13 protein-coding genes are annotated in these 14,868 nt (G+C 70.5%); 3 read left to right on the forward strand and 10 right to left on the reverse strand.

Going from position 1 to position 14,868, the window contains the following annotated elements:
- Positions 1 to 9: 9 nt before the first annotated feature.
- The gene (locus AC3A84_RS03310; protein WP_487968319.1) at positions 10 to 495 is read right to left on the reverse strand and encodes a hypothetical protein; all 486 of its coding nucleotides are present in this window, start codon (positions 493 to 495) and stop codon (positions 10 to 12) included.
- Positions 496 to 638: 143 nt separating this feature from the next.
- A complete protein-coding gene (locus AC3A84_RS03315) occupies positions 639 to 1,397 on the reverse strand; it encodes a TerC family protein (RefSeq protein WP_487968320.1) in 759 nt (252 codons plus the stop codon).
- A 579-nt stretch (positions 1,398 to 1,976) separates the two neighbouring features.
- Between AC3A84_RS03315 and AC3A84_RS03320 the strand changes: the two genes are divergently transcribed.
- Complete coding sequence (locus AC3A84_RS03320) at positions 1,977 to 2,420, forward strand: DUF3717 domain-containing protein (RefSeq protein WP_487968321.1); 444 nt, start codon at positions 1,977 to 1,979, stop codon at positions 2,418 to 2,420.
- 38 nt (positions 2,421 to 2,458) lie between these two features.
- Complete coding sequence (locus AC3A84_RS03325; RefSeq protein ID WP_487968322.1) at positions 2,459 to 2,764, forward strand: DUF7577 domain-containing protein; 306 nt, start codon at positions 2,459 to 2,461, stop codon at positions 2,762 to 2,764.
- A 105-nt stretch (positions 2,765 to 2,869) separates the two neighbouring features.
- Here AC3A84_RS03325 and AC3A84_RS03330 read toward each other — a convergent pair whose 3' ends face one another.
- On the reverse strand, positions 2,870 to 3,430 hold the full coding sequence (locus AC3A84_RS03330; protein WP_487968323.1) for a YaeQ family protein: 561 nt from the start codon (positions 3,428 to 3,430) through the stop codon (positions 2,870 to 2,872).
- A gap of 87 nt (positions 3,431 to 3,517) precedes the next feature.
- Complete coding sequence (gene purB / locus AC3A84_RS03335; RefSeq protein WP_487968324.1) at positions 3,518 to 4,897, reverse strand: adenylosuccinate lyase; 1,380 nt, start codon at positions 4,895 to 4,897, stop codon at positions 3,518 to 3,520.
- 107 nt (positions 4,898 to 5,004) lie between these two features.
- On the opposite strand from purB, the gene AC3A84_RS03340 reads away from it, so the two are divergent.
- A complete protein-coding gene (locus AC3A84_RS03340; RefSeq protein WP_487968325.1) occupies positions 5,005 to 5,622 on the forward strand; it encodes a glutathione S-transferase N-terminal domain-containing protein in 618 nt (205 codons plus the stop codon).
- A 381-nt stretch (positions 5,623 to 6,003) separates the two neighbouring features.
- Here the strand turns inward: AC3A84_RS03340 and AC3A84_RS03345 are convergent, their stop codons facing one another.
- The 6 genes from AC3A84_RS03345 to AC3A84_RS03370 all read right to left on the reverse strand — a co-directional run bounded on the left by AC3A84_RS03345 (position 6,004) and on the right by AC3A84_RS03370 (position 14,864).
- A complete protein-coding gene (locus AC3A84_RS03345; RefSeq protein WP_487968326.1) occupies positions 6,004 to 6,606 on the reverse strand; it encodes a glutathione peroxidase in 603 nt (200 codons plus the stop codon).
- A 194-nt stretch (positions 6,607 to 6,800) separates the two neighbouring features.
- On the reverse strand, positions 6,801 to 8,012 hold the full coding sequence (locus AC3A84_RS03350; RefSeq protein WP_487968327.1) for an HD-GYP domain-containing protein: 1,212 nt from the start codon (positions 8,010 to 8,012) through the stop codon (positions 6,801 to 6,803).
- A 191-nt stretch (positions 8,013 to 8,203) separates the two neighbouring features.
- Positions 8,204 to 11,299, reverse strand: a complete 3,096-nt coding sequence (locus tag AC3A84_RS03355) for an efflux RND transporter permease subunit (protein WP_487968328.1) — start codon at positions 11,297 to 11,299, stop codon at positions 8,204 to 8,206.
- A gap of 57 nt (positions 11,300 to 11,356) precedes the next feature.
- Positions 11,357 to 12,586 carry an efflux RND transporter periplasmic adaptor subunit gene (locus AC3A84_RS03360; RefSeq protein ID WP_487968329.1) on the reverse strand — a complete coding sequence of 410 codons (1,230 nt, stop codon included), beginning with the start codon at positions 12,584 to 12,586 and terminating at the stop codon, positions 11,357 to 11,359.
- A gap of 77 nt (positions 12,587 to 12,663) precedes the next feature.
- Positions 12,664 to 14,094, reverse strand: a complete 1,431-nt coding sequence (locus AC3A84_RS03365; RefSeq protein ID WP_487968414.1) for an efflux transporter outer membrane subunit — start codon at positions 14,092 to 14,094, stop codon at positions 12,664 to 12,666.
- Between the two features lie 74 nt (positions 14,095 to 14,168).
- Entirely contained in the window at positions 14,169 to 14,864 is a 696-nt protein-coding gene (locus AC3A84_RS03370) for a CerR family C-terminal domain-containing protein (RefSeq protein ID WP_487968330.1), read from the reverse strand.
- Positions 14,865 to 14,868 lie beyond the last annotated feature (4 nt).

The raw sequence follows: 14,868 nt of genomic DNA on the forward strand, positions 1-14,868 counted from the left end.
CTGGCTAGATCATTCCGCCACCAGGAACAGCACCGCGGCCAGGCTGGCGAGCGTGCCCGGCAGCGACCAGTTGCGCAAAGGCTTCTTCACCACCACCACCACCGGCTCTGCGGCCGCCACAGCAGGAACCATGGCTTCCTGTTTGGGGCGGCGGGCATCCACCACCTGGGCGTCGGTGCCGTGCTCGGCCTGCAGCTGGGTGAGCAGTTCGGGCAGTGGCCCTTTGGCCAGCACGGTCGAGACTTCCGATCCCGCCGCCTGCAGCGCGGGCACCAGCTGCGCGAAGAGCTTGTCGGCCCACTTGGCGCGCCAGTTCTCGCGGGCGCTGTGGCTCACCCATTTGCTGATGCGGTGCGTCATGCGCGGCGCGCAGGCCACCAGCACCCAGTGCATGGCGCCGCCGCGAGCATCCTGCGACTGCCGAGCCAGCAGCGGGCGCAGGATCTGCTGCGCATGTGCGGCGTCGTCCACGTACACGATGATCTTCTGGTTCATGGTGGGGCTCCTTGGTTGTCGGGCTGCTGGAATGGCCGGCTGAAGGCCCGAGTGTGGCTGGACTGCGGGCCTTGCCGGGTGGTAACCCCTGCCGGGCCTCGGGGTTCCCGGGGCCCGGCAGGGGCGCACGCGCGGCCTGTGGTTCAGTGGCCGGCGGCTGCGCCGGCCTTGGCGCGGCGGGCGACGACCAGCTTGCCGACGACCAGCACCAGCAGCGCGCCCGCGATGTGCGCGGTCCAGTACAGGGTGTCGGAGATCACGGCCATGCCTTGCGCATCCATGGTGCCCAGCTTGGGCGCCCAGGTCCAGCGGTCGGGGTTGACGAAGGCCGGGTCGGTGACCAGCATGCCGCCCGCGATCCAGCCCAGCAGCATGCCGCCCACCACGATGATGACGGGGAAGCGCTCCATGAGCTTGATGACCAGCTGGCTGCCCCAGACGATGATCGGGATGGAGATCAGCAGGCCCAGCACCACCAGCAGCAGCGAGTGCTCGCCCGCGTTCTGTGCGGCGCCGGCGATGGCGATCACGTTGTCCACGCTCATGACCAGGTCGGCCACGATGATGGTCTTGATGGCGGCGAAGAGCTTGTCGCTGCCGGCCACGTCGCCGTGGCCTTCCTCGTCGGGGGCCAGCAGCTTGATGCCGATCCACACCAGCAGGATGGCGCCGACGAACTTGAGGAACGGCAGGTTCAGCAGCGTCATGGCGAAGGCGATCAGCACCACGCGCAACACGATGGCGCCGGCCGTGCCCCAGATGATCCCTTTGGTGCGCTGCGCGGGCGGCAGCTTGCGGCAGGCCAGGGCGATCACCACCGCGTTGTCGCCACCCAGCAGGATGTCGATGATGATGATCTGACCCAGCGCCACCCAGAACTCGGGTGAAGTCAAAAAGTCCATAAATTCCCTCAAACGATCGTTAGAACCAACGGCGAAAAAAGGAAGAGACCCGCTGCCCTGCAGTGCCGAGTCCTTCCGGTGACCTGGAGCGCCTTGCGGCGTTCCGGGGGCGGTGATGGGGACTTCGATCTGGCGTCTGCGCCCGCTGTGCGCGGTGGGCGAAAAGAGGAGGCCGGCCTTGATCGGGCCCCCAGGAGGCCCCATCAAAGGTCTTGCTCAGCCGGTGGCGATGGATGCCACCAGGCCCGGGTTGCCGGAAGCTGTGCGCTTCGTACTGACGACAAACCCGTCGAGCCCATCCTCTGCAGGCCGCGCTGGCTGCCGGAGAAACGGGTCGGGAGCTACTCCCCTTCGAAGCGCGCATTGGAACACAGGCCGCCACCGGCCGGCAAGCCGTGGCGGTGCCGATGCGGCCGCCATGCAGGGTCATGGCGGGCCGTGGCCGTGGCCGGCATTGCGCTGTTTGCTATGAAAAATGAAGCAATGGGCCAGGCAGGGCCGCTGCCGCGGCGGGAAGGCGCAGGGGCGAGGCCAACGGTATGATCGGCCCCCTTCCGCGCGCCCTTGGTTCCGTTCTCCTTGTCTTCCAGCCCTCCGCCCTCCTCCGCTGCCCGCATCCACATCACCGACGTGGAGGCGGCCATCAACCATTGGCGCGGCCTGCGTCCGCCGGCCCATGCCGAGGGTGCGGCGCTGTGCCCCGAGCTGCTGGCCCTGGCCGAGGTTTATGCGCTGATGGTCTATCGCCATGAGGAAGAGATCGCCGGGGCCGCCATGCCCCCGGCCGCGCTGCAGGCCTGGCTGCACTGGTACGACACCACGCCTGACACGCCCTGCATCGCCATCTGCTCCACCAGCCAGGGCGACGAGCAGTGCAAGGGCTGCGGGCGTAGCTTCGCCGAGGTGCAGCACTGGCTGGCGATGAGCCCCGTCGAAAAGCGCGTGGTGTGGCGGCGCATCACGCAGGAAGGCACGGCCTGGCGCTTCACCCGCTATGCCGAGCGGGCCGCCGAGCGGCGCTGACGCCCGCTTCACAAGCGCACGCCACGACGACGACGGCCATGCTGCGGCTCACCCAGGCTCCGAACGCCGCCATCGCCATGCTGTGGAGCGATCTGCTGTGCGAGGCCGGCATGCCCGCGTCGGTGCAGCGCCTGTACCTGAACGCGGCGGCCGGCCACCTGCCGCCCAGCGAATGCCTGCCCGAGATCTGGCTGGAGCACGAAGAGCATGCCGAGCGCGCCCGCCTGCTGCTGGCCGAGCTGCAGAACCTCCCGCAGCGGCGCTGGCGCTGCCCGGCCTGCGGCGAAGAGGTGGAGGGCGGCTTCGAGCAATGCTGGCAGTGCGGGGCGCTGATGCCTGCCTAGCGGGCTGCTCTTGCTTCCGGGTTTGCTTCTATTTTGATAGCTATCTGCGCAGATTTTGTGCGGGCTAGCGGCCGGTTTGACTTGTATCCACCGGCCCGGGCCGGATCACTTCCAGCGCACCGGCTCCACCTGCACGCTGCCCAGGTTGCTGCTGAGCGTGAGGCCGTTTTCCTGCACCGTCGCCTGCAGCTGCATGCTGCGTTCGGCCAGGCTGGCCAGCTCCTGCGATGCCTCGGTCGGAATGCGCCAGACCTGCAGCTTGTCCTGCCGCGTGAGCTTGGTCTGGATGCCCTTCCACCAGATCTCGGCAGCATGGTTGAAGCAATAGACCAGCACCGCGTCGGCCTTGGACGAGGCCTTGGCCAGCGGCTTGTCTTCCGGCTGGCCGACCTCGATCCACAGGCGCTTGCGGCCGGTGAAGTCGGTGATGGAGACGTCCGGATCGTCCGGGTCCGACAGGCCCGCGCCGAAGGCCAGCGTGCCGTCGCCCTGGCACACCGCCTGCAGCTGCCAGGCGTTGAGCGCCAGCGCCGCCAGCCGCACCATCATGCGTTCGTCGGTCTCGCTGGGGTGGCGCGCCAGGGTCAGGGCATGGTCGGCGTAGTAGCCGTGGTCGATGTCGGCGATGGCGAGGTTCGCCTTGAAGATGGTGGACTTGATGGCCATGTGTGGCGCTCACTTGCTCATAAAACAATAGCTGCCAGCGCTTGATCCACAAGCACTGGCAGCTATTTGGGGGCTGAAGAATGGGGCTTAGACGCGGCGGGCGAGTTCGGCGGCCTTGCCGATGTAGCTGCCCGGCGTCATGGCCAGCAGGCGGTCCTTGTCGGCCTGGGGGATCTCCAGGCCGGCGATCAGCGCGTGCAGCGCCTCGGCCGTCACGGTCTTGCCGCGGGTGACTTCCTTGAGCTTCTCGTAGGCGCCCTGCACGCCGTAGCGGCGCATGACGGTCTGGATGGGCTCGGCCAGCACTTCCCAGCTGGAGTCCAGGTCGGCGGCCAGGGCTTCCTCGTTCAGCTCCAGCTTGTTCAGGCCGGTCATCAGCGATGTGTACGCCAGGGCGGCATAGCCCATGGCCACGCCGATGTTGCGCAGCACAGTGCTGTCGGTGAGGTCGCGCTGCCAGCGGCTGATCGGCAGCTTCTCGGAGAGGTGGCGCAGCAGCGCGTTGGCCAGGCCCAGGTTGCCTTCGGCGTTCTCGAAGTCGATCGGGTTGACCTTGTGCGGCATGGTGGACGAGCCGATCTCGCCGGCCTTCAGCCGCTGCTTGAAGTAGCCCAGTGACACATAGCCCCAGATGTCGCGCGAGAGATCGACCAGGATGGTGTTGGCGCGGGCGATGGCGTCGAACAGCTCGGCCATGTAGTCGTGCGGCTCGATCTGGATGGAGTAGGGCTGGAAGGTGAGGCCCAGGCCCAGCGGCTCGGGCGTCTCGACGACCTTCTTGCTGAAGGCCTCCCAGTCGAATTCGGGCCAGGCCGAGAGGTGGGCGTTGTAGTTGCCCACGGCGCCGTTCATCTTGCCCAGCATCTTCACGCCGGCGATGCGCTCGCAGGCGCCCTGCAGGCGCACGACGACGTTGGCCAGTTCCTTGCCCACGGTGGTGGGGCTGGCGGTCTGGCCGTGGGTGCGGCTCAGCATGGGCACGTCGGCGTAGGCGTGGGCCATTTCGCGCAGCTTCAGGACGATGCGGTCCAGACCCGGCAGGATGACCTGGTCGCGGCCCGAGCGCAGCTGCAGCGCGTGGCTGGTGTTGTTGATGTCTTCGCTGGTGCAGGCGAAGTGTACGAACTCGGCGGCGCGCTGCAGTTCGGGCCGGGCCTCGAACTTGGACTTGATCCAGTACTCGACCGCCTTCACGTCGTGGTTGGTGGTCTTCTCGATGTCCTTGATGGCCTGCGAATCGGCCTCGGAAAAGTTCTTCACCAGGCTCAGCAGGTAGGCGCGTGCGCCGGTGGTCAGGGGCTTGAACTGCTCGAAGCCGGCGTCCGACAGCGCGATGAACCACGCCACCTCCACCTGCACGCGGCGGTGCATGTAGCCGTGCTCGCTCATGATGGGGCGCAGCAGGCTGAGTTTGGCGGCGTAGCGGCCGTCGAGCGGCGAAAGGGCGGTGATCGTGGAGAGGCTCATGGCGCGTGATTGTAGGCGGCTGCCGACAGGGCCTGGGGGCCGTGCGCGCTCGGCAGGCGGAGCCCCTAGAATCGGCGGCCCCTTCATTTGCCTCGCCCGGTCTTGCCATGAAACTCATCGGTACCCATTCCAGCCCCTATGTGCGCAAGGTGCGCGTGGTGATGGCCGAAAAGAAGCTCGATTACCGTTTCGTGGAAGAGAACGTCTGGGCCCCCGGCACCACCATCGGCGAGGCCAACCCCCTGGGCAAGGTGCCCTGCCTGGTGATGGATGGCGGCGAGGCCGTGTTCGATTCGCGGGTGATCGTGGAATACCTGGATACGCTGTCGCCCGTGGGCCGGCTCATTCCCACCCAGGGCCGCGAGCGCGCCGAGGTCAAGACCTGGGAGGCGCTGGCCGACGGCGTGATGGACGCGGCCATCCTGGCGCGGCTCGAATCCGTCTGGAGCGGCCGTGCCGAGGGCGAGCGCAGCGCCGCCTGGATCGACTACCAGCTGGACAAGGTCCGCGCCGGCCTGCAGTCCATGGCGCAAGGCCTGGGCGACAAGCCTTTCTGCAGCGGCATCCACCTGAGTCTTTCGGACGTCGCCGTGGGCTGCGCGCTGGAATGGCTCACGTTCCGCTTCCCCGACCGCATCGACTGGCGCGCCAGCCACCCCAACCTGGCTCGCCTGATGGACAAGCTGGCCCAGCGCCCCAGCTTCGCCGACACCCGGCCGCGCTGACCGGTCCCTCGCTCCCTTCCCGCCTGGCGGACCCCACAAAGCACAACGCGCCACCTGCGAGGCAGGCGGCGCGTTGTGGCGCGGCATAAAAAAGTTGCGAAGCGTCCCGAAGCGAATGAAGAGAGGGAGGGAGGAGAAGCGCTAGGGGATTTCAGTCAGAGGCGCCAGGGCATGAAAGGCTTCGCAACAGTAAACGGTGGCAGTCGGTCTCGTGGGTGGCGTGTCGGATCGTGGTCAGGCAATGGGGTGAGTCGCTTTTTCGCGACCCTTGGCTCATAGAGTGGTGCGATTTCCCGAAAGTTCCAGATTTTTTGACGAAAAACAAATTGTTGTAAAGCTCCCGTCAGCCTCCCGTGTTGGGCCTGCTGACGGTGCGCTCCTTCAGGGCCGCGCCGCCAGCTGCTGCTCGATCAGCTCGACCACCTTGGGGCTCTGCGGATCGACTGTGCTGCCGAAGCTGCCCACGACCTTGCCGTTGCGGCCGATCAGATACTTTTGGAAGTTCCAGCGCGGGGCCTGGCCGCCCTGTTCGGCGAGCTGGCGGTAAAAGGGCGACGCGTCGGCTCCGCGCACGGCGCTCTTGGAGAACATCGGAAACTTCACGCCATAGGTGTTTTCGCAGAATTGGGCAATCTGTGCATTGCTGTCGCGCTCCTGCGCGAAGTCGTTGGACGGGAAGCCCAGCACGACCAGGCCGCGGTCGCGGTACTTGGCGTAGAGCGCCTCCAGCCCCTTGTATTGCCCGGTGAAGCCGCAGTAGCTGGCGGTGTTGACCACCAGCAGCACCTTGCCGGCGTATTGGCAGAGGGACTGGGGCGCCTCGTCCTGCAGGCGGTCGAAGCGGTGGTTCAGCAGCGCGGGGCAGGCCGTGGCTGGGGCGGCGGACGGGCCCGCGCCGTTGGCGGCAGCGCCCGGGGCATCGGCAGCGAAGGCGGTGGGCGCCAGCAGCAGGGCGGCAAGCAGGGGCAGGCAGGAGCGGGACATGGGCAGGTTCCTCAAGGAGCGCGCGCGGCGGCGGGAGCCGGGTGCGCGGGGCTGCTGGGTGACGCAAAAGGGCTTTACGCATCCCGCAGCGGTTTGGATCACCCGCCGTGTTGCGGCGGGCCAGCGCGCATGCTCGCCTGCCGGCGCTCTGCCTGCAAGTGCCACGGCGGCGTGCCGCCCCGGCGAGGGCGGTGTCAGCCGCGTTCGGCCAGGGTCAGCAGGCGCTCCAGCGGGATCTGCACGCGCAAGTCCCGCTGAGCGATGGGAGCGGCGATCTTCCAGGCGGACTGGGCGGTGTCGCGGGGGATCGGCTCGCCCGTGGGCATGCCGCTTCGGTTGAGCACCACCACCACGCGCGGCGTGGTGGCGCTGGCGCCGCGGCGCAGCACCACGGCCACTTCCTGCGAGGCCAGTCGCACGTAGGCGCCCGGCGGGAAGATGCCCAAGGTCTTGACCAGCGCCGCGCCGGCTTCGTCCACGCGCTGCTCCTCGTCGCGATAGACGCCCTGCATGGCGAGCGTCACCGCCAGCGGCTGGCGGCTGGCGCGCGGCGCGATGCGGGCGCCGAACACGTCGGCACGCTGGATGAGGCGGGCCATCTGCTGCGCCTCGCCCAGCGCGTCCAGCGGCCCGGCCAGGCGGTGGTGGTGCTGCGCCACGGCCTCAAGCCAGAGCGGGTCGGTCACGCCCAGGCTGCGCAGCTGCGCGCAGGAGCGCTCGCTGTGGGTTTCGATGGCGTGGATCTGCTCGGACGTGAGCGGCTGCGTCTGCAGCGCCAGCTGGTCTTGCAGCGCGGTCATGGCGACGTTCATCGAAAGCGCCGCGCAGCCCACGGTGCGCACGCGCGCCTCGGGCCAGGCCAGCGTTTCGCGCGCGACCAGCATGGCGATGCACGACACCAGCAGGGCATGGGTGGCGCTGTAGGTGCGCGTTTCCTGCGACGACATGTGCAGCAGCGCCAGGAGGCTGGCGTTGGGCGAATGCAGCACCTGGCGCTCCAGCTCGTCGTGCAGCACGTAGAAGCGGTCCAGGAAATCGGTCTGCGAGGGCGTGCGCAGCAGCTTGGCGGCGCGCTGCTCCAGCTCGTCCCACTGCACGGGGCCGGGCGCTGCCACGGTACGCGCCCGCTGGCCGGTGCTTTCCATCTTCACGGCGGCGATCTGGCCCAGCGAGTTGGCGGTCAGCAGCATGCGCTGCAGCTGGGCCAGATAGGCGCGGTAGCTTTCGCCCGACTCCTCGGTGTCCACGCATAGCTGCAGCCCCCGGCTGAGCATGGCTTCCAGGTCGTCCCGGCTGCGCACCACGAAGCCTTTGTGCGCCAGCAGCGCGCCTGCTTCGTCGCGCAGGTTGAACGGCAGGGGCTGGCCGAGCGGAATGGTGTTGATGTTCAGCGGAGTGAGTTGCATGGCGGGACTGCGGGGGCAGGCTGGGGATTATCCTGGTCCCCGGCCGCGGCAATGGGCGGCAAACCCGCAGGCTGCCCGGGCTGTTCCGGCGATGGCCGGCCGGCGCCGGCGACGGGGCGAGCGCTCAATGGCTACAAAATTAATAGCGTGTTGCGAAGGTGGTGTAAGGGTTTCAGGCATCCATGCGTGTATCAAGGGCGGTTGTCGTGGCCCGCCGGTGCGTAAGCCGGGGGCTTGCGGCGCAGTACCACGCGCCCGAACCATTGCGAGAAATCGTCCACATAGGTGAACACGGCCGGCACCACCAGCAGGCTGAGCACGGTGGAGGTGATGAGCCCGCCGATCACTGCCACCGCCATGGGCGAGCGGAAACTCATGTCTGCACTGCCCAGCGCCAGGGCGATGGGCATCATGCCGGCGCCCATGGCCAGGGTGGTCATGATGATGGGGCGGGCGCGCTTGTGGCAGGCGTCGAGCAGCGCTTCCAGCCGGCCCTTGCCCTCGCGGCGCGCGACGATCGCGTACTCCACCAGCAGGATGGAGTTCTTGGTGGCGATGCCCATCAGCATGATCAGCCCGATGAGCGAGGGCATCGAGAAGCTCTTGCCCGCGATCAGGAGGCCCACGAAGGCGCCGCCCAGCGACAGCGGCAGCGCCATCAGGATGGTGACCGGCTGCAGGAAGTCCTTGAACAGCAGCACCAGCACGATGTAGATGCAGACCACGCCGGTCAGCATGGCCAGGCCGAAGCTCGCAAACAGCTCGCCCATCATCTCGGCATCGCCCACGTTGATCAGGCGCACGCTGGCCGGCAGGGCCCGCACGGCAGGCAGCGCCTGGATGGCCTGGGCCACCTCGCCCAGGCCGGCGTCGCCCAGCTCGATCTCGAAGTTGACGTTGCGCGAGCGGTCGTAACGGCTGATGACGGCCGGTCCGCCGGCCAGCTCCAGCGTGGCGACCTCGCCCAGGCGCACCGGTCCGCGCGCCCCGGGCACGGCCAGCCGTTCCAGCACCGAGAGATCGCGCCGGGCGGAGTCGTCCAGCCGCACGACGATGGGCACCTGCCGCTGCGCGAGGTTGAGCTTGGGCAGGTACTGGTCGTAGTCGCCCACCGTGGCCACGCGCAGCGTCTCGGCGATGGCGCTGCTGGTCACGCCCAGGTCGGCGGCGCGGGCGAAGTCCGGGCGCACGGCGATCTCGGGGCGCACCAGGCTGGCGGTGGAACTGACACCGCCCACGCCGGGGATGGTGCGCAGCTCGGTGCCCACGGCGCGCGACGCGGCGGCCAGCGCCTGCGGGTCGTCGCTCGCCAGCGCCAGCACGTACTTATCGTTCGATCCGGCCAGACCGATCTTCACGCGCACGCCGGGCAGGTCGGCCAGGGCGGCGCGCAGCTCGCGTTCGATGGCCTGCTTGCGCGGGCGCTCGCCGCGCGGCGCCAGCCGCAGCGTCAGGGTGGCCTTGCGCGGGTCGCCCGCGCCGCTGCCACCCGCGAACGGGTCGGCCCCGGTGGAGCCGCCGCCGATGGCGGTGTAGATGCTCTCGATGTGGCCCACGCGTCGCACCCGCTCCGTGGCCTGGGCCACGGCGGCCTCGGTGTCGGCCAGTCGGCTGCCGGGCGGCAGCTCCAGGCTGACCTGGGTCTGCGCGTTGTCGTCGGGCGGAATGAAGCCCGAAGCCAGCAGCGGGATCAGCGCCAGCGAGGCGGCGAAGAACACCAGCGCCCCGGCCACGGTGGCGATGCGGTGCCTGAGGCACCAGGCCGATGCGCGCATGTAGGCGGCCAGCCAGCGCGGCTCCTTCTCCTCGCCCGCCAGGGGCTTGAGCAGATAGGCGGCCATCATGGGCGTGAGCAGCCGCGCCACCACCAGCGAGGCGAACACCGCCAGCGCCGCCGTCCAGCCGAACTGCTTGAAGAAGCGCCCGGCGATGCCGCTCATGAACGCCGTGGGCAGGAACACCGCGATCAGCGTGAAGGTGGTGGCGATCACGGCCAGGCCGATCTCGTCGGCCGCCTCCATCGCTGCCTGATAGGGGCTCTTGCCCATGCGCAGGTGGCGCACGATGTTCTCCACCTCCACGATGGCGTCGTCCACCAGGATGCCCACCACCAGCGACAGCGCCAGCAGCGTGATGATGTTGATGGAAAAGCCCAGCATCTGCATGCCGATGAAGGCCGGAATCACCGACAGCGGCAGCGCCACGGCCGAGACGATGGTGGCGCGCCAGTTGCGCAGGAAGAGCCACACCACCACCACGGCCAGGATGGCGCCTTCGTACAGCAGGCGCATGGAACTGTCGTATTCGTCCTGCGCGATGGTGACGAAGTCCGCCGTGCGCGTGAGGTGCAGGTCCGGGTGTTCGGCCAGCAGCGCGTCGAGCGCGCCCTGCACGCCCGCGCCCACCTCCACCTCGCTTGCGCCGCGGCTGCGCGAGACCTCGAAGCCGATCACCGGCTTGCCGTCCAGCAGCGCCGCGCTGCGTGGCTCGGCCACCGTGTCGCTCACCGCGGCGACCTGGTCCAGCCGCACGCTGCGGCCGTCGGAAAGCGGAATTTGCAGCGCGCCGATCTGCTGGGCCGTCTGCACGGTGGCGATGGTGCGCAGCGGCTGCTCGGCATCCCCCAGGTCGGCGCGGCCGCCCGCGCTTTCCTGCTGCACGGCGCGCAGCTGGCGCGAGACGGTGGCCGCCGTCACGCCCAGCGCCTGCAGCTTGAGCGGGTCCAGCGCCACGCGCACCTCGCGGCTCACGCCGCCCACGCGGTTGACCGCGCCCACGCCGCGCACGGCCAGCAGCCGGCGCGCGAGCGTGTCGTCCACGAACCACGAGAGCGATTCGGCATCCATGCGGTCGGACGCGATGGCGAAGGCCAGGATGGGCTGCGACGACAGCTCCAGCTTGGTGATGACCGGGTCGCGCAGGTCGGCCGGCAGGTCGGCGCGCACGCGGCTGACGGCCGAGCGCACGTCGTCCACCGCCTCCTGCACCGGCTTTTCCAGCTGGTATTCGGCGGCGATGCTGGCGCTGCCGTCGGTCAGCGTGGTGGTGATGTGCTTCAAGCCCTGCGTGGTGGCGATGGCGTTCTCGATCTTGCGCGCCACGTCGGATTCGAGCTGCCCGGGCGCGGCGCCCGGCAGCGCGGCGCTGACCACCACCACCGGCAGATCCATGTCGGGGAAGTTCTGCACCTTCATGGAGTGGAAGGAAAGCAGCCCGGCCAGCGTGAGCAGCACGAAGAGCATCGCGGCCGGAATGGGGTTGCGGATGGACCAGGCGGAGAGATTCATGGGCAGGGCCCCCGGAAGATGGCGGATGGAGCGCGGCAGGGCATGGCGGTTTGCTCCTTATTTGCTAGCGGGCTGTGAAGGGGCCGTGGGCGCCGCAGGCTGTTTGGGTGTGGAAGACGCGGCCTCCACGCGCACCCGGTCGCCATCGTTGAGGAAGGCGCCGCCGCGCTCGACCAGCACGCTGTCGGCTGCCAGGCCCGAGGTGATCTCCACCCGGTCGCCCACGCGCTGGCCGGTCTGCACGCGGCGCAGCGTCACGCGGTCCTCGGCGGGCAGCTCGAACACATAGCTGAAGCCGTCGCGCACCACCACGGCCGATTGCGGCACGGTGAGCGCCTCGCGCGCGCCCAGCAGAAAGGCGCCGCGGGCGAACATGCCCGGGAAGAAGGCGCCTGCGCTGCCTTGCGGCGCGCCCTCCGCCCTGGTGCGGCCTGGCCTGGCGTCGGCGTCTTCGCGGCCCGGCAGATCCACATAGACCAGGCCGTTGCGCGTCTGCGGGTCCACCGTGGGCGCCACCATGCGCACCGTGCCGCGCACCTGCACGCCGCTGGCGGAGGTGACCAGGGCCGTCTGGCCGGGGCGGATGCGTGGCAGGTCGGCCGACGTCACCTCGGCGCGCCACTCCAGCCGGCCGCGCCGCACCAGGCGGAACAGCTCGGCGCCGCCGTTGACCACCGCGCCCACCGTGGCGGTGCGCGACGAGATCACGCCGGCATCGGGCGCCAGCACCTGCGTGTGGCGCAGCCGCAGCTGCTGGACCTGCAGCGCGGCCTGGGCCGCCTCCACGCGCGCCTTTGCCGTGGCGCTGGCCGTGGCGTACTGCTGGATCTGCTGGCGGCTCAAGGCGCCCGATTCGGTCAGCGTGCGGGCGCGCTCGGCATTGGCGGTGGCCTCGGCCGCGCTGGCCTGCGCCTCCATCAGGCTGGCGCGGGCCTGGGCCACGTCGGCCTGCACCGTCTCGGGCGCGAGCACGGCCAGCACCTGGCCCTTGGCGACCACGTCGCCCACGTTCACGCGCACCTCGGCCAGCCGCAGGCCGCTGCTTTCGGCGCCCACGATGGCCTCTTGCCAGGCGGCGACGCTGCCGCTGGCCTCCAGCCGCAGGTCCACGGCCGACGTGACCGGGCGGATCGGCGTCACCACCAGGGCCGGGCGCGGCGCTGCGGTCTTGGCGGCCGGGGCCTGCTGGCCGGGTGCCGGGCGTGCGGCCAGCCAGGCCCCGCCGGCGCCCAGCAGGGCACCCAGGGCCAGGGCGACGAGGGAAAGCGTGAGAGTCTTGCGCTGCATGGGATGTGTTCCGTTCGTGCGGGCCATGCGGCCCGGAAAGAGGCAGTCGGTGGGGCGGGGCCGGGGCGGCGTGCGGCTCAGGCGCCGGGGGCCGGCGGGGTGGCCGTGGTGGTTGGGGGCGATGGGGTGGCGGTGGGCAGGCTGCGGTCCCAGCCGCCGCCGGCGGCGCGGTAGAGCGCCACCCAGGCGGCCATGCGCTCCTGCTGCAGCCCGACCAGCGCCGTTTCGGAGGCCAGCGCCGTGCGGCGCGCGTCTTCCAGCTCCACCAGGCTGGCCAGGCCCGCGCGCCAGCGCGCCTGCGTGCCCTCGAACGACTGGCGGTAGCCGGCGGCGGCGCGCTGCGCGTCGGCGCTGCGGCGGGCGGTGCTGTCCAGCCGCACCAGGGCCTGCTCGACCTCGCTCACCGCCTTGCGCACGGTGGCGCGGTAGGCCGTCACGGCCTGCTCGTATTGCGCGCTGGCCGCATCCACCTGCGCGGCGCGGCGGCCGCCGTCCAGCAGGGGCAGCGACAGCGCCAGCGGGCCGATGGACCAGGTGTTGCTCGTCACCTCGTTGCCGCCCATGCGCACCATGCCGCGCCCGATGGAGCCGGTGAGCGACAGGCGCGGATAGCGCTGCGCGCGGGCGTTGCCCACCTCGGCGCTGGCAGCGGCCACCTCGCGCTCGGCCGCATACACGTCGGGCCGCTGGGCGATGGTCTGCGCGGGCAGCGCGGGGATGTCGAAGAGCGCGTCCGGCGCCTCCGGCGCGGGCGTGGCGGCCAGGCGCTGGCGCAGCGCGGGCTCGTCCCAGCCGGTCAACGCCACCAGCGTCTTCACGCCGATCTCGCACTGCATGCGCTGCTGCGCGGCGCGCACCTGGGCGTCGGCGAAGCTGGCGCTCGCCAGCGCCGCCGTGGCGGGGGCCGTGAAGCCCGCGCGCTCGCTTTCGCCGGTCAGCCGCGCCGTCTCGCCGCGCGAGCGGGCATCCGATTCGGCCACCGCCAGCTGGCGCGTGCAGTGGCGCCAGTCGCTGAGCTGCTGCGCCACCTCGGCCGCGACGGACACCCGCGCCTCGTGCCACTGCGCGCCGGCCGCGGCCAGGCGCTGGGCGGCGGCATCGCTGGCGGCGGCATTGCCGCCGAAGAGGTCGATCTCCCAGCTGGACTGCAGCGCGCCCTGGGCGGTGGTGGCCAGGCCGTTCACCGACTGGTTGAAGCCCCGGCTGGCGCTGCCCTGCGCGTCCAGCGAAGGCAGCAGCGCCGCGCGCGAGGCGGTCTGCGTGGCCCGCGCCTGGGCGATGCGCGCGCCGGCCTGGGCCACGGTGGGGCTCACGCCCTGCGCGGCGCGGATCAGCTCGGGCAGCAGCGGGTCGCCGGGTTGTTCCCACCAGCGTGCCAGGTCGGCCACCTGGCCGTGGTGCGGCAGCGGGGCCTGCCAGGCGGCAGGCGCGGGGGCGGCCACTTGCGCGGGCGGGCGCTGCACGGCGCAGGCCGTGAGCAGCAGCGCCAGGGGCAGGGCGGCGGCCATCGCCGCGAGCCGCGCAGGGCGGGTTTCGGCGGCTGCGGAGGGAGCGGGCGGGCGGGGGGGAGGCAGGGTGGGCGTCATGGCTGGTGCGGCATGGGGGGCGGCGCCAGGCCGCGCAGCGCGGCTTCGGCGGCCACCAGGGCGAGGGCGTAGGCGGTCAGGCGGTGCACCCAGGCCTGCAAGGCGTCGGGCGCGTCCAGCAACTGCGGGCGCAGGGCGATCAGCACATCCTGCTGGCACCAGACCTGCATCGCCAGGCCCGAGATGCTGAAGGCCAGCCGCTCCAGCCCGTCGTCGGACGCCGCCAGATTCAGGTGTCGGGCCAGCAGCCCCACCAGGGCCTCGTGCGGCACGCGCACGCTGGCTTGCATCTCGCGCTCCCACTGGCTGGTGGGCTCCAGCATCTCGCGGATATGCAGGCGCATGAACTGCCGCGCCCGCTCCCCGTGCTGCAGGGGCTCCAGCATGCCGCCGAAGTAGCAGGCCATCGCCTCGCGCAGGCTCAGGCGTTCGCTCGAAAACGCATCCACCAACGGCTGCATGTCGCCGAAGGATTCGCTGAACAGCGCCGCATACAGCGTGGCCTTGTCGCCGAAGTAATAGCTCACCGCCGCCACGTTGGCCTGCGCGGCCTGGGCGATGGCACGGATCGAGGTCTTCGCGTAGCCGTGCTCGGCGAAGAGCTGCAGCGCCGCTTGCAGCAGGCGCTCGCGGGCGGGCGGCGTATCGGCGGCGACCGATGGGGCAGCCGGGGCGGAGGCGGCGGGTGACATGGCG

The organism is Paracidovorax sp. (genome assembly GCF_057642795.1).

Excerpts from the sequence above, each read along its gene's own strand:
- AC3A84_RS03370 (WP_487968330.1), bottom strand. The coding sequence starts at position 14,864 with ATGTCACCCGCCGCCTCCGCCCCGGCTGCCCCATCGGTCGCCGCCGAT.
- AC3A84_RS03360 (WP_487968329.1), bottom strand. The coding sequence starts at position 12,586 with ATGCAGCGCAAGACTCTCACGCTTTCCCTCGTCGCCCTGGCCCTGGGT.
- AC3A84_RS03350 (WP_487968327.1), bottom strand. The coding sequence starts at position 8,012 with ATGCAACTCACTCCGCTGAACATCAACACCATTCCGCTCGGCCAGCCC.
- purB (WP_487968324.1), bottom strand. The coding sequence starts at position 4,897 with ATGAGCCTCTCCACGATCACCGCCCTTTCGCCGCTCGACGGCCGCTAC.
- AC3A84_RS03330 (WP_487968323.1), bottom strand. The coding sequence starts at position 3,430 with ATGGCCATCAAGTCCACCATCTTCAAGGCGAACCTCGCCATCGCCGAC.
- AC3A84_RS03310 (WP_487968319.1), bottom strand. The coding sequence starts at position 495 with ATGAACCAGAAGATCATCGTGTACGTGGACGACGCCGCACATGCGCAG.
- AC3A84_RS03340 (WP_487968325.1), top strand. The coding sequence starts at position 5,005 with ATGAAACTCATCGGTACCCATTCCAGCCCCTATGTGCGCAAGGTGCGC.
- AC3A84_RS03325 (WP_487968322.1), top strand. The coding sequence starts at position 2,459 with ATGCTGCGGCTCACCCAGGCTCCGAACGCCGCCATCGCCATGCTGTGG.
- AC3A84_RS03355 (WP_487968328.1), bottom strand. The coding sequence starts at position 11,299 with ATGAATCTCTCCGCCTGGTCCATCCGCAACCCCATTCCGGCCGCGATG.
- AC3A84_RS03365 (WP_487968414.1), bottom strand. The coding sequence starts at position 14,094 with ATGGCCGCCGCCCTGCCCCTGGCGCTGCTGCTCACGGCCTGCGCCGTG.
- AC3A84_RS03315 (WP_487968320.1), bottom strand. The coding sequence starts at position 1,397 with ATGGACTTTTTGACTTCACCCGAGTTCTGGGTGGCGCTGGGTCAGATC.
- AC3A84_RS03345 (WP_487968326.1), bottom strand. The coding sequence starts at position 6,606 with ATGTCCCGCTCCTGCCTGCCCCTGCTTGCCGCCCTGCTGCTGGCGCCC.